The organism is Bradyrhizobium sp. SPXBL-04 (assembly GCF_051853035.1).
GTDB classification, from domain to species: domain Bacteria; phylum Pseudomonadota; class Alphaproteobacteria; order Rhizobiales; family Xanthobacteraceae; genus Bradyrhizobium; species Bradyrhizobium zhanjiangense.
In genome coordinates, this window is sequence record NZ_CP182472.1 from 7,117,192 (window position 1) to 7,138,553 (window position 21,362).

Genomic DNA, 21,362 nt, shown 5'->3' on the forward strand with positions numbered 1-21,362 from the left:
TACCGGCCCAAAGCAACGCTCTATGCCGACCGCTTCGCCGCGCCGCGGTCCACTGACGCGATGTCGAATCGACCGAGCATCGCCCTCGCCTGCTCGGCGCTGTGCTCGACAACCCAGCGCTCGAAGGCGGCGGGGGGAAGCGCGGGGGCATAGAGGAAGCCTTGCACGACGTCGCAGCCGAGTTCGGCCAGCGTCCTGCGCTGGCCCTCGGTCTCGACGCCCTCGGCGACAACGGTCATGCCGAGGCCTTGGCCTACGCGCACCACCGCGGTGGCGATGGCGAGCGCGCCAGCGTCGTTCTCGATGTCGCGCATGAAACTGCGGTCGATCTTCAATTCGCGGATCGGCAGATGCACGAGCCGGCTGAGGCTGGAATGGCCGGTGCCGAAATCATCGACCGCGAGCCCGACGCCGAGCTCGCGGATTGCGTTCATGGTCTCCAGCGCGGCAGCGCCGTCCTGCATGAACGCGCCTTCGGTGATCTCGAGCATCAAGGCATTCGGCGGCAACTCGTATTCGGCGAGGATGTCCTTGAGCCGCGCAGCCAGCGTGACGTTGCGGAAATTGATCGGCGACAGGTTCACCGACACACTGGGAACGCTGAGTCCGGCGCGGCGCCAGCTCGCCAGCTGCCGGCAGGCCTCGCCCACCGACCACAGGCCGATCCGCTCGATCAGGCCGCACTCCTCGGCAAGCGGAATGAACTTCGCCGGCGAGATGTCGCCGAGCACGGCATCGTGCCAGCGCGCCAGCGCCTCGACGCCGTGGATGGCGCCGTCAGAGCTGCGGATCTGCGGCTGGTAGCTGAGGCTCAGCGCGCCCTCGGCGATGGCGCGGCGCAACGCTGCGATCAGCGCCAGCCGCTGCTCGGCAAGTAGGTTCATCTCGGCGCTGAACAGGCGATGGGTCGAGCGCCCGGCCTGCTTGGCCATGTACATGGCGGCATCAGCCTGCTGCATCAAAGTATCGATGTCGGTGGCAAGATCGGGATAGAGGCTGATGCCGATGCTGGCCGACATCGGCATCAGCTTCGATCCAAGCTTTAAGGGCGCGGCGAGCGCTTCGGTGATGCCGGCCGCGACGCGCTCGGCGCTCTCGGCATTGCGTTGCGGCAGCAGGATGACAAATTCGTCGCCGCCGAGCCGCCCCAACATATCTTCGGGCCCGATCTGCTCGCGCAGCCGCTGCGCGAGCTGGACCAGAAGCTCGTCGCCGGCGGCATGACCCAGCGTGTCGTTGACATCCTTGAAATGATCGACGTCGAGGAAGGCGAGCGCGACATGGCTGCCGGTCGGGCAGGCGTCGATCGCGGTGGTGATCAGGTGCCGCAGCTGCGCGCGGTTCGGCAGCCCGGTGAGGATGTCGTGATAGGCGAGCCGCGCGATCTCGGCGCGCGCCTCCTTGCGCTCGATCGCGAAGGCGCCGAGATTGACGCAGGCCTCGACGATGCGCCGGTGCCAGTTGCTCGGCGCGCGCGGCTCCCGATAGTAGAAGGCCAAGGTCGCAATGACGCGGCCGTCCTTGGCCTTGACCGGCGTCGACCAGCAGGCACGCAGCCCGATCGCGAGCGGCATCGCCTTGTAGCGCTGCCAGCGCGGATCGGTGTCGAGGTCGGTCGCCAGCACCGGCTCGCCGTGAAAGGCGGCGCTTCCGCAGGAGCCGACGTCGGGGCCGATGGCCACGCCGTCTAGCGCGCGGGAATAATCGTCGGGCAGGCTTGGGCCGCCGAGCGGATGGATCAGGCCGGCGGCATCGACGTGAAGCAGCGAACAGACGACGTCGGGCGCAATCTGCTCGACGCGGCGGCAGAGCCGGTCGGCGATCTCGCCGATCGGCACCTCGTCGGCGAGCGCGCCCATGATGAGTTGCTGGAGCGAGCGCAGCTGCTTGGTCTCGGTGATGTCCTCAAGCAGCGCGAAGATGTGCTTGACCCGGCCCTTCCTGTCGCGAAAGGCGTCAATCCGGGCGGCGACCCAGATCTCCTCGCCGTCCTTGGTGTAGATCAGGACCTCGGCTTCACCGCCCGGACCGCCCCTGATGAGGCGCCGTCCGATCCTCGTCAGCGCCTTGCGGTTGGTGTGACGGCCGGCCAGCAGGTCGGTTGCGCGCCGCCCCTCAGCTTCCGCGGCTGAATAGCCGAACAACGACGTGAACGCCGCATTGGTGTAGCGGATGTCGAGCTCGGTGTCGGTAATGAGCACGGCGCGGTTGGTCTGGTCCGAGACGGTGTCGAGCAGCGCGATGCGCGCGCGGCGTTCCGCTTCAGTGGTGACGTCGCGCGCGAACACGACGTGATGAGTCACGCCGCCGTTTGCAACGGACGAAAGCGAGATGGCGGTCCTGATCCGGCTGCCGTCATGCCGCGTGAGGCTGATCTCGTCGCGGAACTCCGCGATCGGGTCGGCGTGCAGGCATTTGAGAGTGAGGAGTTCGGCGTCGCGGCCGAGCACCTCAGCGCGCGCAAGCTTCCAGATCCGCTCCGCACCGGCGTTGAAATGCGTGATGCGACGCGCGCTGTCGACGATGATGATGGCATCGTCGGCGCGTTCGAGCGCAGCCAATAGTACGTCCGGCATTTTGGTCACTAGGCAATCGGAGGCAGACATCGTTGGAACCGGAGGGTATCGGAAGGAGCGGCAATCAACCGACGCTAACGCTCCGGTGGTGTGCAATATCTTTTTTGCATCCGGTCGCGTCCCACCAAGACGCGACGTGCTTAACGTTCCGCCAAGGAGACGACGGCAATGCGGTGCATGAGGAACCTGTCACGCACCTGTTTCGCTCTGAAGCTCGTGCAGCCGGCCGGCCACGGCCCGCACCTTGCGCGGCGCGGCCTGCCAGATCGAAAGCGCCGACAATCCGCTCACGATCATGGCGATTCCGAAGGCGAGCGTGTAGTCGCCGGCGCGATCGTAGAGAAAGCCGGTCACCCACGGACCGGCGGCACCGCCCGCCAGCGCGGCCAGCATGATCGTGCCAAAAATGCTGCCCTGGTGCCTTCCCTGAAAAATCTCGAACACCACGGCGCCCATGATCGAGGTGAGGCCGTAGCCGAGCGCGCCTTGCGTGAACACCATGATGTAGACCAGCCACAATGACGGCTGGAACTTCAGCGCCATCAGCGCCGCGAAGCAGATTGCAAAACCCGCACAGCTGATCGCCCACACCCATTCCCGCCCGATCCGGTCGGAGACATGGCCGAGCAGAATCTGGCCGGGAATGCCGAGCAGGCTGACGATGCCGAGCGCCCACACGGCGACGCCAGGGCTGAAACCGATGTCGAGCAGGAATTTGGTCTGGTGCACCTGCACCGCGTACCAGATGTACAGGCCGCAGAAATAGCCGAGCGCGATCCACCAGAATCGTGCAGTTGCGACGGCGCGCTTCAGCGTCCACTCGGTATGGGCCCAGACGGGATCGACGACGTTGGAGACGGGCTTTGCCGCTCCCGCGGCCGGAGCAGCATCGCCGTCCGGCTGAAGGCCGACGTCCTCGGGGCGCTTGCGCAGCAGCAGATTGATCGGCGCCAGCACGATCACGACGAGCAGTCCCATCGCGGTGCAGGCGGTGCGCCAGCCGGTCTGCTCGATCATGTGCTGCACCCATGGCAGCAACGTCACCGAGCCGATGCCGACGCCGGCAAACGCGATGCCGATGGCGAAGCCGCGTTTGCGGATGAACCAGTTCGGCAAAAACAGCGACTGGCCGGAATAGCCGAGACACACCGAGCCGGCGCCGACCATGACGCCGATGGTGACATAGAGATGCCAGGGCGAGCTCGTGAGCGGTGCGAGCAGCAGGCCTCCACCCATCAGCACCACACCGAGCTCCATCACCGCGCGCGGGCCGGCGCGGTCCATCAGGCGGCCGATCAGCGGGCTGACCACGCCCGACGCCACGAAGCCGAACGAGAAGGCGCCCGCGGTGATGCCGCGCTCCCAGCCGAATTCGGAGATGATGGGCGGAAAGAACAATGAAAAGGCGGTGCGTGCGTTGACGCCAATGGCCATGGTGACGAAGGTCACGGCGACCACGACCCAGCCGTAGAAGAATGGAAGCCGCATGTTATTTTTATTTCATCCCTGGACGGTCCTTGGGACCATCTCGGGAAATCCGGGTCAAGCGCTTTTCATGCATGCCCGCTGAGCGACAGCGCGGTCGCATTTGAGAGCGGCCCTGCGTCCATCCTTCGAGGCGCGCGCTCAGGCGGCGTCGCGCCGTGAGCGCTTGGCGGGCGCGTCGAACAGGATCCGCTCGATCGGCTGCGGACGGCCGAACAGATAGCCTTGCGCAAAATTGATGCCGAGCGCCTTCAGCCGCTCGAACTCCTCGCGGGTCTCGACGCCTTCCGCGGTGACCGACATGTCCAGCCCGCGCGCCAGCGTGACGATCGAGGAGATGATGGCGGAGCTGCGCGGCTGATGCGTGAGGTTGCGAATGAACGACTTGTCGATCTTGATCTTGTCGAACGGGAACGCAGTCAGATAGCTGAGCGAGGAATAGCCGGTGCCGAAATCGTCGAGCGCGAGCTCGATGCCGAGATGCTTCAGCCGCTCCATGAAGGCGTGGTTCTCGGTGCCGCGCTCCAGCAGCACGGATTCCGTGATCTCGATCTCCAGCCGCTGCGGCGGCAGACCGGAATCTGCGAGCGCCGCCGAGATCATCTCGAACAGCTCCGCCTCCTTGAACTGGATCGGCGACAGGTTCACGGCAACCATCAGATCGGGCGGCCAGTTGGCGGCGTCAGCGCAGGCGCGGCGCAGCACGAATTCGCCGAGCGGCACGATCAGTCCGGTCTCCTCGGCGAGCGAAATGAACTGGTCCGGCGGGATCAGTCCGCGCGTCGGATGCCGCCAGCGCACCAGCGCCTCGAAGCCGCGCCGCGCGCCGCTGAGAGCATCGACGAACGGCTGGTAGTGCACCTCGAGCTGACACTGCGCGATGGCGTCGCGCAAGTCGCCTTCCAGCGTGTTGCGCGCCTCGAGCTCGGCCGACATCGCCTCGTCATAGATGGTAAAGCAGTTGCGGCCCGCCGATTTCGAGCGATAGAGCGCGAGGTCCGCTTTCTTCAACAGCTGTTCCTGATCGCTACCGTGATCGGGCGCGATCGCGATGCCGATGCTGGTGCCGATCTCGACGCGATGCCCGGGCAGCAGGAAGGGTTCGGCCACCAGCTTGGCGATCCGTCCCGCCAATTCGGTCGAGCAGGCGCGCTGATCCTGACACCGCTCCTGGATGATGGCGAATTCGTCGCCGCCGAGCCGCGCCAGCACGTCGCTCGCCCGCACCGCGGATTTCAGCCGCTGCGCCACCTGGCGCAGCAGTGCATCGCCGGCACCGTGACCGAGGGAATCGTTGACGTTCTTGAAGCGGTCGAGGTCGAGCATCAGAATGGAGAAGGTCGGGCCATCGTCCTTCAATCGGCCATTGAGCTCGTCGAGCCGGGCGAGGAAGAAGGCGCGGTTCGGCAGGCCGGTCAGAATGTCGGTCTGGGCGAGCTCGAGCACCCGCCGGTTCGCAACCGACAGCCGGCGTGAATTGCGGCTGGCGAGCATGAGATAGGTCGACAGCGACAACGTCAGCAGCATGCCGACGATGAGGACTGCGGCGGCGCGATCGTAGGACGTCTCCAGTGAACCGCCCGCTGACGGCATGGCGCGCACCTGCCAATCGGTATCCCCGATCTTGAGAGTGCCCGACCAGTGCAGGGTGCGTGCGACATCGCGCATCGACTGCGGCGCCTTTGCAGCCGACGAATAATCTGGCTGCGTTTGCTCCAGGCTGACGATCTGCCCCGTGAAGGGCGGATAGACATTCACGCTGATGGCGGGGCTTGCTCCGGTCGTCACGCGAATGGTCTGGATCAGCAGCGGCAGATCGAAGATGCCGACGACGAAGCCGGCGAGATTGCGGCGGCGGTCCGCGACCGTCTCGCGCGAGGTTCCCTTGGCGTAGACGGGAATGGCGACGAGGACGTCGGGCAGCTGGCCGCCCTCCTTCGGCTCGTAGAGGCGGGTGCGAATGGCAGCCAACCGATCGTTGTCGCGCGCGCGTTCCAGGACTGCGCGGCGCTCCGGCACCGTCGAATAATCCATGCCGTAGACCGAGGACGTCTTCGGCTGGGTCGAGTAGAACACCGGAAAATACTCGTCGCTCTGCGGTGCGGTCGCAAAGCCTTTGCCCTGGAGCGACTTGATGCGATAGCCGGACACGCCGTCGGTGATCGCAGCGGCCTCGTAGTCGGCGCGCTCCTTGCGGTTGACGCGCGGCAGCCAGGCGATGCGCAGGATGCCGGGATGGCGCTCGAACAGCCGGGCGCTGAAGGTCTCGAACTCGCTGCGGGTGATTTCCTCGTTGGTGGACTCGAACAGCGTGCGCAGCGCGACGAGCCTGGAGATATACTCGTTCATGCCGTTCTGCATGACGATCACTTCGGTTTCGGCCGCGTTCTCGAACTCGATCTTGTTGACGCGGTCCTCCCATCGCGCCACGGCGGCCGCGCCGACCAGCGAGAACAAGACACCGACGCCGACCGCGACGAGCGCAGGACGATACAGCCCGAGCAGCGCCGCGGCACGCCACCGTCCGGTCATGCGTTTTCGATCCTGATCGTTCTGATCGCGGTCGCCCATCCTGAAACCGCCCCCGTCCCCTCTTCGCGACGCACCGAACCTCTGGTTGAGGTGCCGGAACCACTATCGGAACAAGGACGCGGTTAAGAACTGCACAATTTCGGAACCGGGCCGTTGTGCATTGCGTGGCTTAGTTAATGAAGTGCGCCAATGGCGCGGCATTGTGGAAGTAACTTGCCGGTTTTACCCGGAGTAGTACGGTCCGCCGGTACATCGCCCAATTAGCGAGCTATTCAGGCTGCCGGGATATGCTTCGCCGAGCTTCTCCGTTCATCCGGCAAGACCTCCCCGATGTATCGATTTCGATCGGCGCCATGCGTCGTCCTGACCATCGCGCTTTTGGCCGCAACCATGCTCGCGGCCAAAGCCGACGAGGCCGGCGTCAGCGCGGATGCGATCCTGTTCGGCCAGGCCGCCGCGCTCGAGGGTCCCTCTTCCGCGCTCGGACAGCGCATGCGGCAAGGCATCGTCGCGGCGTTCACCGAGATCAACGCCAAAGGCGGCGTGCACGGCCGCAAGCTGCAATTGATCAGCCGCGACGACGGCTACGACCCCGACCGCTCTGTGGCGCAGACGCTGCGGCTGATCGAGGACGACAAGGTGTTCGCGCTGATCGGCGCGGTGGGCACGCCGACTGCAATGGCGACGATTCCCATCACCAGCGTCAGGAACGTACCCTTCATCGGCCCGTTCACCGGCGCCGAATTCCTGCGCGATTTCGAACTTGCAAACGTCGTCAACATCCGCGCGAGCTACGGCGCGGAAGCCGAAGCCTGGATCAAGCACCTCACCGAGGATCGCAAGTTCACCCGCATTGGCATCTTCTATCAGGATGATTCCTTCGGCCGTGACGGTCTGACCGGCGTGAAGCGCGCGCTCGCCAGGCGCGGCCTCGAGCTCGCCGCCGAAGGCACCTTCGAGCGCAACACCCGCGCGGTTGCTCAGGCCTGGCGCATGATCAAGCGTGCCGACCCCGAAGCCATCGTCATGGTCGGGACCTATGGTCCCTGTGCCGAGTTCATCAAGCTCGCGCACCGCAGCGGCGCTCGTCCGACCTTCGTCAACATCTCCTTCGTCGGCGCCAATGCGCTCGCGAAGGAGCTCGGCCCCGAGGGCGAAGGCGTCATCGTCTCGCAGGTCGTGCCGTCTCCCTGGGATCGCTCCTTGCGGCTCGTCGGCGACTACCAGGCGGCCCAGACAGCATTCGACCCCGCGCTGACGCCCGATTTCGTGTCGCTCGAAGGCTATCTCTCCGGCCGCCTCGCGGCCGCCGCGCTGGAAGCGGCCGGACCGAACCCGACGCGCGCGAGCCTCTTGCGCGCCATCAACGACGTCGGCCGCTTCGACATCAGCGGCAGCATCGTCACCGTCGGCACGCGCATGATCGACGCGCCGCCGAAGGTATATTTGACGGTGATTCAGAAGGACGGGTCGTTCAAGGCCGTGGATCGGCTTTAGCGCGGATCAAGGCCGCCGCGTCCAGCGGTCGGCGTTGACGGCGCCTTGCGGGATCTCGCCTTTGACGACCGCCTCGACCTGACGCACCGTTTCCAGCGACTGATATTCGATCGCCTGCGGGGTCAAGCCGCCGACATGCGGCGTGGCTATCACGTTCGGCAGCTTTGCGAGCTCCGGTGTCGGCATCTGGTCGGGCGCGCGACCGACATCCATGGCCGCGCCGGCGATACGATGCTCGAGCAATGCCCGCGCGAGTGCCGCCTCGTCAACGAGATTGCCGCGCGAGAGATTGATGAAGACGGCGTGCTTCTGCATCCGCGCCAGTGCCGCTTCCCCAATCAGGTTCTCGGTCTGCTCGTTGGCGATGGCGAGGCAGACGACGTAGTCCGATGCGGCGAGGAGCTCGTCGAGAGAGACCTGCCGGATCGCGCCGTCGCTGGCGGTCGCGAAGGGATCGGCGACCAGCACCTCCATGCGCAGCACCTTTGCCACCTCGGCGAGATAGCGCCCGATGCTGCCATAGCCGATGATGCCAATGCGGCTGCCGGCGAGCTGGCGGCCCATCCGCGCCTCCGGCTTGCGGCCGGCCTGATAGTCGGCTGTGGTGCGCGACACGCCGCGGGAGAGATCGACCATGAAGCCGAGCGCGAGCTCGGCCACCGCCTGCACGAAGCCGGGGCCGGCACGAGTCACCAGCACGCCGGCCTCTGAGGCCGCTTCGACATTGACGTTACGAATGTCGACGGCGCAGCGGACGAAGGCACGCAGGCGCGGCAGCTGCGCAAAGATCTCGCCGCGCCCCTCGGTCATGCGGTCGGCGACGATGATGTCGGCATCCTTGGCCGCACGCACGAGGCCGGCTGCGTCCAGCGGCTCGTCGCCCTCGTGCAGGATCACCTCGGCGGCGGCGCGCAGGCCGTTCAGGCTGCGATCGCCATAATAGTTCCGCCGCATCTCCGGCGTGTGGGCCAGCAGGACTTTCAAGGGCAAGACTCCTTCAATAGCCGAACGCGCGCGGCAGCACGGTCGAGAGCCACGGCACGAAGGCAATGACGAGCAGACATAGCATCAACCGGCCCAGATAACCCGCGCAACAAAAAGAGCCGCGGGATCGTGATCCCGCAGCTCCCGCGTTTCAACGATGGCCGATATCAGCGCGAATGCGCGCCGCTGAGTTGGCCGCCGGCCGCTTCGACGTCACGCGAGGGACGCAGCGCGTAGGCGCCGTCGCCGAGCAGGGCCTGCGCCGCGAGCGCGATCGCCCAGAAGGCGGGGAATTCCCAGCCGCCCTTCGGATTGGTGAAGAAGAAGCCGGCCGCGCCGTGCACCGAGAAGATCGCGCCGAGCAGGATCGGGATTCCGGCCAGCGCCGCATAGCGGGTCCGGACGCCGAGGATCAACGCGACGCCGCTGAGGACTTCCACGGTCATGATGAGATAGGCGAGCTCGGGCGGGAAGCCGAGGCTGCCGAAGAACTTTGCGGTGCCAGCCGGGGTGAAGACAAAGAGCTTCAGGCTGGCGTGGGCGAGGAACAGGGCGCCCAGGGTCACGCGCAGCACCAGCGCGGCGTAAGGGGCGGTACGGGAATCGATCATGTTAGGTCTCCTTTGCGGGGCAACATGATCTATTCTCATGTCGATGATAATCTGCTATTTTCGGAATATACTTCACACCGACAGAGTGAGATAGGTTTTGCTCGACCGCCTGGCCAGCCTGGAAGTCTTCGCCAAGGTCGCCGCAGTCGGCAGCCTCTCCGGCGCGGCCCGGGCCATGGGCCTGTCGCAGACCATGGTGACCAAGCATGTCGCCTCGCTGGAGGCGCGGCTCGGCACAAAACTGTTCCACCGCACCACGCGGCGGCTCTCCATCACCGAGGCCGGACGGAGCTATCTTGAATCTGCCGAGCGCATTCTCGCCGACATGGAGGCCGCCGACGCCGCGATCGCACGCGAACGCGTCGAGCCGCGCGGGCTGCTGCGCGTCAACGTCCCCGTCGTGTTCGGCACAAGGCAGATTGCGCCGCTGATCGCGGAGTTTTCGGCAGCCCATACCGAGGTCACCGTCGAGCTCGGTCTCAACGACCGCCTCGTCGACCTCGCCGAGGAAGGTTGGGACCTCGCGATCCGCATCGGCAGCTTGCGCGACTCCAGCATGGTGGCCCGAAAGCTCGCGCCGAACCGCCTCGTGGTCTGTGCCGCACCTTCCTATCTTGCCAAGCACGGCACGCCGCGCACCGTCGCCGACCTCGCCGGACATAATTGCCTCGGCTACACGCTCTCGCAGCAGGCGAGCGCGGCGGAATGGCTGTTCGGCGTCGAGGGCGAGATCCGCGTCCAGGTCAGCGGCACCTTGCGTGCCAACAATGGCGATGCGCTGCGCGCGGCGACGCTGGCCGGCCTTGGCCTCGCGCGACAACCCACCTTCATCATCGCCGACGATCTTCGCAGCGGCGCGCTCGTCGCACTCGCGCTCGACCAGCCGGAGATCCAGACTTCCGCAGTGCATGCGGTCTACCTGCCCGACCGCCGCCCGCCGGCCAAGGTGCGCGCCTTCATCGACTTTCTCGCCGCGCGCTTTGCGCCTGTGACACCCTGGGATCGCGGACTGCCATGACGGCGCACGGCCGGACGCGCCAGCTCCGGCAGACCCACTGCCCGATTTGTCGCACGCCCAACGTGAGCCAGCGCACATACAGTGTCATGGCAGGGACTTAGAAAAGGTGCCATCATCGTGCGCATTGCCGATGGAGGTGACACCATGCGCCGTCCAGCCTTTTCCAATTTGCTGCTTGCATCCGGTTTTCTTGCGCTCGCACAGGTGATGACGCCGAGCGACGCCGCCGCCGAAGCGCGGCTCGCGCTCGTGATCGGCCAATCCGCCTATCGCACAGTGCCGGAACTGCCCAACGCCGCCAACGACGCCAAGGGCATGACGGAGCTGCTCGGCAATGCCGGCTTCACCGTCACCACGGCGGCCAATCTGGCGCAGAACGAGATGCGCGCGGCGATCTCGGATTTCGCCGGCAAGGTCGGCGCCAGCGGTGCCGATACCGTCGCTTTGGTGTTCTATGCCGGCCACGGCCTGCAGATCGACGGCGAGAACTATCTCGTGCCCGTCGATCTCGATCCCAAGCGCGAGGCCGACATTCCGCTCCAGGGCGTGCGGCTGAACGATCTGCTCAACACGCTCGGCGCGCTGCCGACGCGGGCGCGCATCTTCATGCTCGATGCCTGCCGCAACAATCCATTCCCCGCGCTCAGCGGCGCCGGCCATGGGCTTGCGATCGTCGATACCAAGGCCGGCGCGCCCGGCTCCTTCATCTCCTATTCGACCTCGCCCGGTGCCGAAGCCGAGGACGGCAATGGCATCGACAGCCCCTACACCACGGCCGCGCTGACCATCGCCAAGCAGCCCAATCTGCCGATCGAGGAGGTGTTCAAGCGCATCCGCGTCGCGGTGGCGCAATCGACCGACGGGCGGCAGATCCCCTGGGAAAGCTCGTCGCTCACCACCGACTTCAAGTTCTTCGGCGAGAGCAGCGGCCAGCCGTCTCCCCTTCCAGGCGCAGATTCGATGGCGCTCGCCAGTGCCACGCGCAGCGTCGAGGATTGGCGCAAGGAATTGCAGGGCAAGCCTGCCAAGGTCGCCTATGAGCTCGTGATCACCGAGGACACGGTGCCGGCCTATCAGGCCTATATCGAGCTCTACGCACAGGACGCCCGCACGCCGCGCCTGCGCACCGTGCTGGAGCGGCGACGGCAGATGCTGGCCTGGGAGCGCGCGGTCTCGATCAACACCCGCGCCTCGTTCGAAGCTTATCTTGTGAACTGGGACAACAGCGATCTCGCCGCGACCGCGCGCAGGCTGCTGCTCCGCGTCCAGAACCGCAACTATGGCCTGCCCGTTGCCGCCGCAGCGACGCCAGCCCCGGTCGCCGTCGCGATGGCGCCGACCTGCCCGTGCTCGACGCCCTCGGCACCGGCAACGCCGGTCAATCCGAGCGTCGCGCCCATCATCAAGAAGCGCGTCGACGACACGCCGCCGAAGCGCAAGGTGGTCGAGACGCCGCCGAAGCGCCGGCCCGCCCCTCCGCCCGAGGAAGTGGTCTACGAGCGCGCGCCGCCCCCGGGGCCGCCGCCCGGCGCCGTGATGCAGGGCATCGGCATCGGAATCGGGATCGGCATGGGACTGGGCGGCCGCGGCGGAGATCACTATCGCGGCGACGACCGCAGATATTAAGCCGGTCCGGTACAAACAGAAATCCGGCTCGCCAATGGCGCGAGCCGGATCTACTGCGACAGCACCGGATAATCCTGCTGTACGGCCTCCCGGATCCAGCCAGCCTGGATCGCGCGCGAGAGTATCTGCGCAGTCTTGATGTCGTCGGCTTTCATGCAGAGATCGACAATGCGGCGGACGGCGTCGTCGCGCATCAGATCGTCGGAGATCTTCATCGCGATTTCCATCGCGACGCGGGCCGCGCGTTCATAGCGCCCGCGCGTGCCGGTCTGCGCTGAAGTTCCGGCGGCTTCAGCGATCGCCCGCGCAGCCTGGCAGATATTGCGAATGCGGTCGGCTGCTTCGATGTCGCCGATCGGTCCCTGGATCGGCTCGTCCCAGATGTCGGCCGGTGCCGGCCTTGCGAACCACTTCATTGCCCCACCCCTGGTCTTCGATTGCTTGCGGCCCGTTCACGACATGCGGCGCGGGCCGATCGCCTCGAACTGCGCCTTCTGCTCGTCATTCAGCGTCGCGTAGAAATCATCGAGCGCCGCGCGCACCGACTTGATGCCATCCAGCATCACGTCGAGGCGCTTGCGGATTGCGGCCATGCGTGTCGGCGGTGTCATCACGTCATTGGGCTCGCAGGCTGCCTTGAGCGATGCACTGACTTTGGCGCTGGTATCCTGGAGCACCTGGAGCGCCGCACGCTGGGTATCGTTCGGATGAATCCTCTCCTCGATCGTGGCGCCGGGCCAATCGAACGCGGCGGACGCGCTGCAACTCTGCAGCGACGATCCGCTCGCATTGTTCGATGCGGTCGCGCGCCGCTGGTCGTCAGCCAGCGCATTGAAGCGTGCCTTCTGCTCGTCGGTCAGCGAACCATAGAACTTGTCGAGCGCAGGCTGGACCAGATCGACGGCCTTCTGCATGGCCTCGACACGCTGCTGCATCGCCGCGAGCCGGCCGGGCGCCGTCGCTGCGGCTTGCGTCGGACAGGACGTGCGGATCAGCGCCGCAGCGTCAATCGAGGCATTGCCGAGCGCATCAAGTTCGGCGCCTTGCGCATCGCTCGGCTGCACCGCGGCTGCAATCTGATCGATCGGCAGACCGACGATTGCACGGCGGTCGCTGCCGCAGAGCTGATCGAGCGGCGCGCCGCGCGCTCGCCGTCGCCCTTGCGGTTGCTGCGGCAGATAGGCGGACAACCGATCATAACCGTAGGGACCAAAAATGCCGGCATAGATGTCCGGATAGCCGTAGCCCCAGAAGCCGAGGCCGTCGCCCCAGATCGTGTAGTCGTAGAGATCATTGTAGGCGAACGGCCAGAACAGCGGTCCGACCCAGCCATAGCCGCCACCCGCATGTTGCCACCATCCGCTGCTTGCGCCGCTCCAGCCCGCGAGTGCGGCTGCGGCGGCGAGCTGCGCACGCGCCGCCGGATTGCTGATCACCCGGCCGCTCCGGAATGCGCTGGAGTTCAGGGCATTGCGGAAGTTCGCCGGCCGTATCGCCGCATTGCGAATCTGACCGAAATTCGGGCCGCCATGCCGGGCGCCGGTTACAAACCGCATCCCGCGATGATGCCCGCCGCCGTGCGCGTGCGCACCGCCGTGGCCGCGGAAATGGCCGCCGCCGTGATGACCACCGCCGTGCCCGCCTCCATGGCCGCCGCCGTGTCCGCCGCCATGTCCACCCTTGGCCAGCGCCGCGCCTGCCAGCATGCAGGCAAACGCCACCGCGGCAATTCCGACGACCGGTCGCATCATTACACCCTCCCGCGCAAAGCCCTGCCATTGAGGCATCGGAACTTGGCGGGAATTGGAACCGGCAACGCTGCCGAAAGTTCCCGGTCGCTGGCCACGCAGGCCCTAGGCCTCCGGCACGATCTTGCCGGGGTTGAAGATATTGAGCGGATCGAGCGCCTTTTTCAGCGCCCGCATCGCATCCAGCGCTTCGGGGCCGAGCTCGGCCTTGAGATATTTCTGCTTGCCCTGGCCGATGCCGTGCTCGCCGGTGCAGGTACCGTCCATTGCCTGTGCACGCTCGACCAGGCGATGCATGAACTCCTCGCCGCGCGCCATCTCGCCGGGATCATTGACGTCGCAGACCAGCGAGCAGTGGAAATTGCCGTCGCCGACATGGCCGACGATCGGCGACAGCAGGTTGAGACGCTTGAGATCCTCCTCGGTCTCGCTGACGCAGTCGGCGAGACGCGAGATCGGCACGCAGACGTCGGTTGCGACCACTCCGATGCTGTCGCCGGGGCGTAGCGCCTTCACCGACCAATAGGCGTCGTGCCGGGCCTGCCACAGTTTGGTGCGATCCTCCGGCTTGGTGGTCCAGGAGAACTCGCCGCCGCCGCATTCTCTCGCGATCTCGCCGAAAGCCTTGGACTGCTCGCCAACCTCGATCTCGCTGCCGTGGAATTCCATCAGCAGCAGCGGCGTCTCCGGCAGCGTCAGCTTGGAATAGGCGTTGCAGGCCTTGACCTGCGCAGCATTGAGTAGCTCGATGCGCGCCACAGGAATGCCGGTCTGGATCGCCAGGATCACCGCCTGACAGGCGCCGTGCACGGTTTCGAATGACACCGCGCCGGCCGCGATGGTCTCGGGGATGCCGCGCAGGCGAATGGTCAATTCCGAGATGATGCCGAGCGTGCCTTCGGCGCCGACGAACAGATGGGTGAGGTCGTAGCCGGCGGATGATTTCTTGGCGCGCGTGCCTGTGGTGATGATCTCGCCGTCGCCGCGTACCACCTTCAGCGCCAGCACGCTCTCGCGCATGGTGCCGTAGCGCACCGCATTGGTGCCGGAGGCGCGGGTCGAGGCCATGCCGCCGAGCGAAGCGTCCGCGCCGGGATCGATCGGGAAGAACAGGCCCTGGTCGCGCAGATGCTCGTTGAGCGCCTTGCGGGTGACGCCGGGCTCGATCACGCAGTCGAGGTCCTCGGCATGCACCGCGAGCACCTTGTTCATGTCGCGCAGGTCGACCGAGATGCCGCCCGCGGGCGCGTTGACCTGGCCCTCGAGCGAGGTGCCGGTGCCGAAGGGAATGACGGGCACGCGATTGTTGGCGCAGATCCGCACCACGTCCTGGATGTCGGCGGTCTCCTGCGCCATCACCACGCCGTCGGGCGGCTGGTTGACGATCCATGTCGTGGTATGGCCGTGCTGTTCGCGAACGGCCTGCGAGGTGATGAGGCGGTTGCCGAAGCGTGCGGCAAGCTGTTCCAGCGCACTTGCGAGGGCTTTCGGCTCCGGCCGCGGCGGATTATTGGTGATGGTCGTGCCCACGGACATTCCTCCCGAGAGAAGAACCGTGGCAAAGGACATAAAACCGGTCAAGTCAAGGGACCGGACGCATGGCTAGGGAAGGACATATGCCGGAGACTACCGCCTCAGCGCCCCAAGCGCAGCCATTCCGCGCCTCGATCATGCAGATCGAGCCGCAATGGATCGACTACAACGGCCATCTCAACATGGCCTATTACAACGTGATGTTCGACCGGGCGATCGACCAGCTCTGGCTCGAGCTCGGGATGGGGCCGGCCTACATGAAGGAGCGAGGCGGCTCGAGCTTCACCGCCGAATGCCATGTGCGCTATTTGCGCGAGATCCATCTCGGCGATCCCGTGCAGATCTTCGTCTGGCTGCTGGAGGCCGACGACAAGCGGCTGCACACCTTCGAGGAGATGCGTCACGCGACCGAGGGCTGGCTGTCGGCCACGTCCGAGAACATGTCGCTGCACATGGACATGAATGCGCGGCGCGTTGCGCCGTTTCCGCCTGATATCCGCGAGCGCATCGCTGAGGTCACAAAGGCCCACGGCGCGGTAGCCCGACCCGAGGGCATCGGCCGGAACGTGGCGATGCCCTCGAAGCGGTAGCCGCGCTATACCCTGTTGCGGCCGCGCGCCAAGCCGACCACGGCCGAGACCAGGAACAGGACGACCGCGATGAAGAAGATGATCTTGGCGATCTCGATCGAGGCGCCGGCGATGCCGCCGAAGCCCAGGATACCGGCGATCAGTGCGATAACCAGAAACGTCACAACCCAGCCAAGCATGGTCAAACCCTCGTCTTGATGTCTGTCTGCGTCCAGCGCGGCTGCCGCGCCACCTGCCCAGACAATCTCGACGCGAGAATGATGGTTCCGGCCCACGCAGGAGCGAAATTCGCAGCCTTCGCAGGAACAAATCGGGCGGCCGCGCACGTGGAAAACCCTGTCCCGGCGCCCCATATAGGGCCCAATCCCTGTTAAGAAGGCTCCCTTCCGTCACCCCGCGGTGCCATCGTGGGGCCAATGATTCGCATGACCGAGCCGAGCAAGATCACAGGCGTTCCCGACCACCAGCCCGCAGCCGGCGGCATCGCCGCGCGTGCGCGCGCCTCAGTGGGCCCGAAATATCTCTCCGGGCTCAATCCGGAGCAGCGCGAGGCGGTGGAGACGCTGGACGGTCCGGTCCTGGTGCTGGCCGGCGCCGGCACCGGCAAGACCCGTGTCCTGACCACGCGCATCGCCCACATCCTGAGCCAAGGCCGCGCCCGCCCCGCCGAGATCCTGTCGGTGACCTTCACCAACAAGGCTGCGCGCGAGATGAAGCACCGGCTCGGCCAGATGCTCGGCCATGCCGTCGAGGGCATGCCGTGGCTCGGCACCTTCCACTCCATCGGTGGCCGCATCCTGCGCGTCCATGCCGAGCTGGCGCAGCTCAAGTCGAACTTCACCGTGCTCGACGTCGACGACCAGGTCCGGCTGCTCAAGCAGCTGCTGCAGGCCGAGAACATCGACGACAAGCGCTGGCCGGCACGCATGCTGGCCGGGCTGATCGACGGCTGGAAGAACCGCGGCCTGATGCCGTCGCAGGTGCCGTCGGGCGAGGCCGCGATGTTCGCCAACGGCAAAGGCGGCAAGCTCTATGCGAGCTACCAGGAGCGGCTGAAGATATTGAACGCCGCCGATTTCGGCGATCTGCTGCTGGAGAACATTCGCATCTTCCGCGAGCATCCGGACATCCTCAGGCAATACCAGCAGCGCTTCAAATTCATCCTGGTCGACGAGTACCAAGACACCAACGTCGCGCAATATCTGTGGCTGCGGCTGCTGTCGCAGGCGCCGTCTTCCACCTCTCCCCGCGTGCGGGGAGAGGTCGCATCGCGAAGCGATGCGGGTGAGGGGGATTCTCCGAGCACCGCGCTCTTGGAGACAGCCCCTCACCCCAGCCCTCTCCCCGTGAAGGACGGGGAGAGGGAGAAGACCAAAAACATCTGCTGCGTCGGCGACGACGACCAGTCGATCTATGGCTGGCGCGGCGCCGAGGTCGACAACATCCTGCGCTTCGAGCACGATTTTCCGGGCGCCAAGGTGATCCGCCTCGAGCGCAATTACCGCTCGACCGGCCACATCCTCGCCGCCGCCTCGCATTTGATCGCACATAACGAAGGTCGGCTCGGCAAGACGCTGCGCACCGAGGACCAGGACGGCGAGAAGGTCACGGTGACGGGCTCGTGGGATTCCGAAGAGGAAGCGCGCGGCATTGGCGAGGAGATCGAGCAACTCCAGCGCCAGGGCGAGAAGCTCGATGAGATCGCGATCCTGGTGCGCGCCTCCTACCAGATGCGCGAGTTCGAAGACCGCTTCGTCACGCTTGGCCTGCCCTATCGCGTCATCGGCGGCCCGCGCTTCTATGAGCGCGCCGAGATCCGCGACGCGCTCGCCTATCTGCGCGTCATCAACTCGCCGGCCGACGATCTCGCCTTCGAGCGCATCGTCAATACGCCCAAGCGCGGGCTTGGCGACGCCACCGTGCAGATGCTGCACGACCACGCGCGCAAGCGCCGCATCCCGCTGTTCGAAGCGGCACGCGCGGTGGTCGAGACCGACGAGCTGAAGCCGAAGGCGCGCGGCTCGCTTCGCGATCTCATCACGCAGTTCGACCGCTGGCGTGCCCAGCGCGAGGTCACCGCGCATACCGACCTCGCCCAGATCGTGCTCGACGAGAGCGGCTACACCGAGATGTGGCAGAAGGACCGTTCGGCCGACGCCGCGGGCCGGCTGGAGAACCTGAAAGAACTCGTGCGCTCGATGGAGGAGTTCGAGAACCTGCAGGGATTCCTCGAGCACATCTCGCTGGTGATGGACCGCGACGGCGGCGCTGAGGACGACGCGGTGTCGCTGATGACGCTGCATTCGGCCAAGGGACTCGAATTCGACAACGTGTTCTTGCCGGGCTGGGAGGAAGGCCTGTTCCCGAGCCAGCGCACGCTGGATGAGCAAGGCCGCGCCGGGCTGGAAGAAGAGCGCCGGCTCGGCCATGTCGGTCTCACGCGCGCCCGACGCCGCGCGAAAATCTATTTTGCGACCAACCGCCGGATCCATGGCACCTGGTCGACCACGATCCCGTCGCGCTTTCTCGACGAATTGCCGGCGGCCAATGTCGAGATCACGGAATCCAAGGGCGGCTCGGCCTGGGGCGGCACCGGCGGCTACGGCGCCTCCCGCTTCGACGACATGGAGGCGTTCGGCTCCAGCTATTCGACGCCGGGCTGGCAGCGCGCCCAGGCCAACCGCAACCGCGGCGGCCAAGGCGGCCGCGGCGGTTTCGAGGAAGAGGCCACCTCGTTCTCCTCCGCATCGTCCTCACCCGATTTCGGCAGCTTCTCGTCGCGCCGCCGCGGTCCCCTCACCATCGAGGGCGAGCTGGTCGCCAAATCGACCGGCACGTCCTCGGAATTCTCGCTGGAAGACCGCGTCTTCCACCAGAAATTCGGCTACGGCCGCGTCACCAAGATCGACGGCAACAAGCTCACCATCGCCTTCGACAAGGCCGGCGAGAAGAAGGTCGTGGACAGCTTTGTGCAGCGGGCGTGAGGCCATGCCTCACTACATCGCCATCATCGAGGATGCCGGCCCGGACGATGCCGTCGGCGTCTGGTTTCCGGACCTGCCCGGCTGCATCTCCGGCGGCGACGACGTCGACGAGGCCCTTGAGAATGCGCCCGAGGCGCTCGCGCTCTATGCGCAGGACCTGATCGCGGACGGCCGGCAGCTTCCTCCGCCGCGGACGCTGGCCGAGCTCGAAGCCGATCCGGAATTTGCCGACGATCTCAGGAACCACATGGTCGCCCAGATCGAATGGCCACCCCGCGCCGACGCCACCGAGTGAGGACTGTTCGCCGCACTGGCCGGACTCTCGACAGTTCTGGTCCGAACAGCTCTTGACCATCGCGAACTTCCCCGTATCAGATGCAACCCATGGTCCGGGGCTCCATCACACTGATCGTGCTTGTATTGGGGATGCCGTCGCTTGCGGCGGCGGAGACGATGAGCTTTGGCGATTCGATCGGAAAGCTGGCGGCAAGCTGCGGTGCGGAAATCGTCGCCAATTGCCGCGGCGTCAATCCGGATTCGACCCGGCTGAAGGAGTGCTTGTCGCGCAACCGCGACGTGCTGTCCCCGCAATGCCAGAGCGACTATCTCGGCGTCTTCGACGCCATCCAGAAGCGCGTCGCCGCGCGCGTCACGGTGGCGAACGCCTGCCAGCGCGAAATCGTCAAGGTCTGCGGCGGCTCGACCAAGGAGACCAGCAAATCGATCCCCTGCCTGGTCTCGACGCCCAAGGGCATCAGCAACAACTGCCTGAAGGCCGTCGACGACGCGGGGTATCGCTGATGCGCGCGAAGGGGCTCTCCACCGCCGGACTAGGCATCGCGCTGGGCTTCGCCCTGCTCGCGGGCGCCGCCCGCGCGCAGACGGCGGCGCCGACCCGCGACGACATCGTCGGCAAGCTCAACCATTTCGAGGAAGCCGCCGAGGTCGACCTTCCCGCGCTGAAGCAGCAGGTGATGGAGCGCGCCAAGGCCAGGATCAAGAACGATCCCGGTCCGGTGAATCGGCCGCTGATCGCGCCTGACCTCGCCAAGCTGCCCGCCTTCAACGCACAGATCCAGTTCGACGCCGACACGCCGATCATCCAGCCGGCATCCTACCAGACCGTGGGTCGCATTGCGGATGCGCTGGTGCATTCCTCGCTGCTGCCCTACACCTTCCTGATCGTCGGCCATGTCGAGTCCAACTCGAAGACGCGCGAGGCCAATGCGATCCTGAGTCAGCGCCGGGCTGATGCGATCCGCGACGTGCTGGTGAACACGTTCAAGATCTCGACCAAGCGGCTGCATCCGATCGGCCTCGGCGAGGAGCAGTTTCTCGACCGGGCCAAGCCGACCTCGGCCGTCAACGGCCAGTTGCAGATCCTGACCTATGCCAAGCTGCCGGAGGAGCCTGCGCGTCCGGCTGCGGCACCTGCGCCTGCGGCGAAAAAGCCCGCCAAGAAACACTGAGCGAACGCGGCTTCGCGCTGACGGAACCCTTTGAAGTTCTGGCCATTTTGTGATCTGTCTCACAGCGCAACAGCACGGTCTCGCGCGACAATAGCGCCGGTTTGTGCACCGCCCTATCAGGTGCTATAGCCTCTGTTCGCCCCTTCCCCCGACCCCGTGCTGCATGAGACCGAAATGGGTGGCTTTTTTCAGCGCCAACTTGCCGTCTACGTCGAGTACCATCGCGATCCCCGGAACACGGCGATGCATGTGGTCGGCATCCTACTGCTGTTCACCGGCGCCGTCATGCCGTTGACACTGGTCAGGCTGCCGCTGTTCGGATTCGATGTCAGCCTCGCGGTGATCCTGGCGCTGCCGGTTCTGATTTACTGGCTGCTGCTCGATCTGGGGCTCGGGCTCGGCATTCTGGCCGTCTCCATTGTGCTGTTTTCGATTGCGACCGCCATCGCGGCGCAAGTCGGCACGGTGGCGATGTGGGCGATTTTCGCCACGCTGGTCGTGCTCGGCCTCGCCGCGCAGACCATCGGCCACAAGGTTTTTGAGGGGCGCGAGGCCTCGTTGTTCACTTTTCCCTCGCATCTTTTGCTTGGACCGATGTTCGTGATGGCAAAATTATTCATTGCACTGGGCTTCCGTCGCGACCTTGCCGCGATTCTGGGGCCTCTTCCGACCAATTCCCTTTCGACTCGATAACTTCCAGAAGCGAAAC

At 65.8% G+C, this 21,362-nt stretch carries 18 protein-coding genes; 9 read left to right on the forward strand and 9 right to left on the reverse strand.

What is annotated here, in order from left to right; translation table 11 throughout:
* Window positions 1-20: 20 nt before the first annotated feature.
* From ACNJX8_RS34005 to ACNJX8_RS34015, 3 genes are all read right to left on the reverse strand, one after another.
* Complete coding sequence (locus ACNJX8_RS34005; protein ID WP_439358279.1) at window positions 21-2,606, reverse strand: EAL domain-containing protein; 2,586 nt, start codon at window positions 2,604-2,606, stop codon at window positions 21-23.
* A 159-nt stretch (window positions 2,607-2,765) separates the two neighbouring features.
* Entirely contained in the window at window positions 2,766-4,064 is a 1,299-nt protein-coding gene (locus ACNJX8_RS34010; protein WP_128937570.1) for an MFS transporter, read from the reverse strand.
* Window positions 4,065-4,202: 138 nt separating this feature from the next.
* Window positions 4,203-6,593, reverse strand: a complete 2,391-nt coding sequence (locus ACNJX8_RS34015) for a bifunctional diguanylate cyclase/phosphodiesterase (RefSeq protein ID WP_439358280.1) — start codon at window positions 6,591-6,593, stop codon at window positions 4,203-4,205.
* A 330-nt stretch (window positions 6,594-6,923) separates the two neighbouring features.
* On the opposite strand from ACNJX8_RS34015, the gene ACNJX8_RS34020 reads away from it, so the two are divergent.
* The gene (locus ACNJX8_RS34020) at window positions 6,924-8,090 is read left to right on the forward strand and encodes an ABC transporter substrate-binding protein (protein ID WP_439358281.1); all 1,167 of its coding nucleotides are present in this window, start codon (window positions 6,924-6,926) and stop codon (window positions 8,088-8,090) included.
* A gap of 6 nt (window positions 8,091-8,096) precedes the next feature.
* Here the strand turns inward: ACNJX8_RS34020 and ACNJX8_RS34025 are convergent, their stop codons facing one another.
* Window positions 8,097-9,074, reverse strand: a complete 978-nt coding sequence (locus tag ACNJX8_RS34025; RefSeq protein ID WP_439358282.1) for a hydroxyacid dehydrogenase — start codon at window positions 9,072-9,074, stop codon at window positions 8,097-8,099.
* Between the two features lie 167 nt (window positions 9,075-9,241).
* Window positions 9,242-9,685 (reverse strand): DoxX family protein, encoded by a 444-nt coding sequence (locus ACNJX8_RS34030; RefSeq protein ID WP_128937731.1) that lies wholly within the window; start codon window positions 9,683-9,685, stop codon window positions 9,242-9,244.
* A gap of 97 nt (window positions 9,686-9,782) precedes the next feature.
* On the opposite strand from ACNJX8_RS34030, the gene ACNJX8_RS34035 reads away from it, so the two are divergent.
* Complete coding sequence (locus ACNJX8_RS34035; RefSeq protein ID WP_439358283.1) at window positions 9,783-10,703, forward strand: LysR family transcriptional regulator; 921 nt, start codon at window positions 9,783-9,785, stop codon at window positions 10,701-10,703.
* A gap of 144 nt (window positions 10,704-10,847) precedes the next feature.
* Window positions 10,848-12,329: a caspase family protein gene (locus ACNJX8_RS34040; protein WP_439358284.1), complete on the forward strand. Its 1,482-nt coding sequence runs from the start codon at window positions 10,848-10,850 to the stop codon at window positions 12,327-12,329.
* A gap of 50 nt (window positions 12,330-12,379) precedes the next feature.
* Here the strand turns inward: ACNJX8_RS34040 and ACNJX8_RS34045 are convergent, their stop codons facing one another.
* The 3 genes from ACNJX8_RS34045 to ACNJX8_RS34055 all read right to left on the reverse strand — a co-directional run bounded on the left by ACNJX8_RS34045 (window position 12,380) and on the right by ACNJX8_RS34055 (window position 15,607).
* Window positions 12,380-12,745: a hypothetical protein gene (locus ACNJX8_RS34045; RefSeq protein ID WP_439358285.1), complete on the reverse strand. Its 366-nt coding sequence runs from the start codon at window positions 12,743-12,745 to the stop codon at window positions 12,380-12,382.
* Between the two features lie 36 nt (window positions 12,746-12,781).
* Window positions 12,782-14,080 (reverse strand): Spy/CpxP family protein refolding chaperone, encoded by a 1,299-nt coding sequence (locus ACNJX8_RS34050; protein WP_439358286.1) that lies wholly within the window; start codon window positions 14,078-14,080, stop codon window positions 12,782-12,784.
* Between the two features lie 102 nt (window positions 14,081-14,182).
* Window positions 14,183-15,607 carry an FAD-binding oxidoreductase gene (locus ACNJX8_RS34055; RefSeq protein ID WP_439358287.1) on the reverse strand — a complete coding sequence of 475 codons (1,425 nt, stop codon included), beginning with the start codon at window positions 15,605-15,607 and terminating at the stop codon, window positions 14,183-14,185.
* 86 nt (window positions 15,608-15,693) lie between these two features.
* Between ACNJX8_RS34055 and ACNJX8_RS34060 the strand changes: the two genes are divergently transcribed.
* Window positions 15,694-16,200 (forward strand): thioesterase family protein, encoded by a 507-nt coding sequence (locus ACNJX8_RS34060; protein ID WP_439358288.1) that lies wholly within the window; start codon window positions 15,694-15,696, stop codon window positions 16,198-16,200.
* A gap of 5 nt (window positions 16,201-16,205) precedes the next feature.
* On the opposite strand, the gene ACNJX8_RS34065 is transcribed toward ACNJX8_RS34060, so the two are convergent.
* Window positions 16,206-16,379, reverse strand: a complete 174-nt coding sequence (locus ACNJX8_RS34065) for a DUF1328 domain-containing protein (RefSeq protein ID WP_018319670.1) — start codon at window positions 16,377-16,379, stop codon at window positions 16,206-16,208.
* 237 nt (window positions 16,380-16,616) lie between these two features.
* Between ACNJX8_RS34065 and ACNJX8_RS34070 the strand changes: the two genes are divergently transcribed.
* The 5 genes from ACNJX8_RS34070 (at window position 16,617) to ACNJX8_RS34090 (ending at window position 21,346) form a co-directional block, all read left to right on the forward strand.
* On the forward strand, window positions 16,617-19,184 hold the full coding sequence (locus ACNJX8_RS34070) for an ATP-dependent helicase (protein WP_439358289.1): 2,568 nt from the start codon (window positions 16,617-16,619) through the stop codon (window positions 19,182-19,184).
* A 4-nt stretch (window positions 19,185-19,188) separates the two neighbouring features.
* The gene (locus ACNJX8_RS34075; protein ID WP_128944699.1) at window positions 19,189-19,479 is read left to right on the forward strand and encodes a type II toxin-antitoxin system HicB family antitoxin; all 291 of its coding nucleotides are present in this window, start codon (window positions 19,189-19,191) and stop codon (window positions 19,477-19,479) included.
* 89 nt (window positions 19,480-19,568) lie between these two features.
* Window positions 19,569-19,985: a hypothetical protein gene (locus ACNJX8_RS34080; RefSeq protein WP_091879108.1), complete on the forward strand. Its 417-nt coding sequence runs from the start codon at window positions 19,569-19,571 to the stop codon at window positions 19,983-19,985.
* Window positions 19,985-20,653 carry an OmpA family protein gene (locus ACNJX8_RS34085; protein ID WP_128935996.1) on the forward strand — a complete coding sequence of 223 codons (669 nt, stop codon included), beginning with the start codon at window positions 19,985-19,987 and terminating at the stop codon, window positions 20,651-20,653. The genes ACNJX8_RS34080 and ACNJX8_RS34085 overlap by 1 nt, the downstream gene beginning before the upstream one ends.
* A gap of 174 nt (window positions 20,654-20,827) precedes the next feature.
* Window positions 20,828-21,346, forward strand: coding sequence for an Mpo1 family 2-hydroxy fatty acid dioxygenase (locus tag ACNJX8_RS34090; protein WP_164940315.1), 519 nt, complete (start codon window positions 20,828-20,830; stop codon window positions 21,344-21,346).
* The last annotated feature ends 16 nt before the right edge of the window (window positions 21,347-21,362 follow it).

Bases quoted from the DNA above. Each gene is read 5' to 3' on its own strand.
- ACNJX8_RS34005 (WP_439358279.1), bottom strand. From the start codon at position 2,606: ATGTCTGCCTCCGATTGCCTAGTGACCAAAATGCCGGACGTACTATTG.
- ACNJX8_RS34010 (WP_128937570.1), bottom strand. From the start codon at position 4,064: ATGCGGCTTCCATTCTTCTACGGCTGGGTCGTGGTCGCCGTGACCTTC.
- ACNJX8_RS34015 (WP_439358280.1), bottom strand. From the start codon at position 6,593: ATGACCGGACGGTGGCGTGCCGCGGCGCTGCTCGGGCTGTATCGTCCT.
- ACNJX8_RS34020 (WP_439358281.1), top strand. From the start codon at position 6,924: ATGTATCGATTTCGATCGGCGCCATGCGTCGTCCTGACCATCGCGCTT.
- ACNJX8_RS34030 (WP_128937731.1), bottom strand. From the start codon at position 9,685: ATGATCGATTCCCGTACCGCCCCTTACGCCGCGCTGGTGCTGCGCGTG.
- ACNJX8_RS34040 (WP_439358284.1), top strand. From the start codon at position 10,848: ATGCGCCGTCCAGCCTTTTCCAATTTGCTGCTTGCATCCGGTTTTCTT.
- ACNJX8_RS34045 (WP_439358285.1), bottom strand. From the start codon at position 12,745: ATGAAGTGGTTCGCAAGGCCGGCACCGGCCGACATCTGGGACGAGCCG.
- ACNJX8_RS34050 (WP_439358286.1), bottom strand. From the start codon at position 14,080: ATGATGCGACCGGTCGTCGGAATTGCCGCGGTGGCGTTTGCCTGCATG.
- ACNJX8_RS34060 (WP_439358288.1), top strand. From the start codon at position 15,694: ATGCCGGAGACTACCGCCTCAGCGCCCCAAGCGCAGCCATTCCGCGCC.
- ACNJX8_RS34065 (WP_018319670.1), bottom strand. From the start codon at position 16,379: ATGCTTGGCTGGGTTGTGACGTTTCTGGTTATCGCACTGATCGCCGGT.
- ACNJX8_RS34070 (WP_439358289.1), top strand. From the start codon at position 16,617: ATGATTCGCATGACCGAGCCGAGCAAGATCACAGGCGTTCCCGACCAC.
- ACNJX8_RS34075 (WP_128944699.1), top strand. From the start codon at position 19,189: ATGCCTCACTACATCGCCATCATCGAGGATGCCGGCCCGGACGATGCC.
- ACNJX8_RS34080 (WP_091879108.1), top strand. From the start codon at position 19,569: ATGGTCCGGGGCTCCATCACACTGATCGTGCTTGTATTGGGGATGCCG.
- ACNJX8_RS34085 (WP_128935996.1), top strand. From the start codon at position 19,985: ATGCGCGCGAAGGGGCTCTCCACCGCCGGACTAGGCATCGCGCTGGGC.
- ACNJX8_RS34090 (WP_164940315.1), top strand. From the start codon at position 20,828: ATGGGTGGCTTTTTTCAGCGCCAACTTGCCGTCTACGTCGAGTACCAT.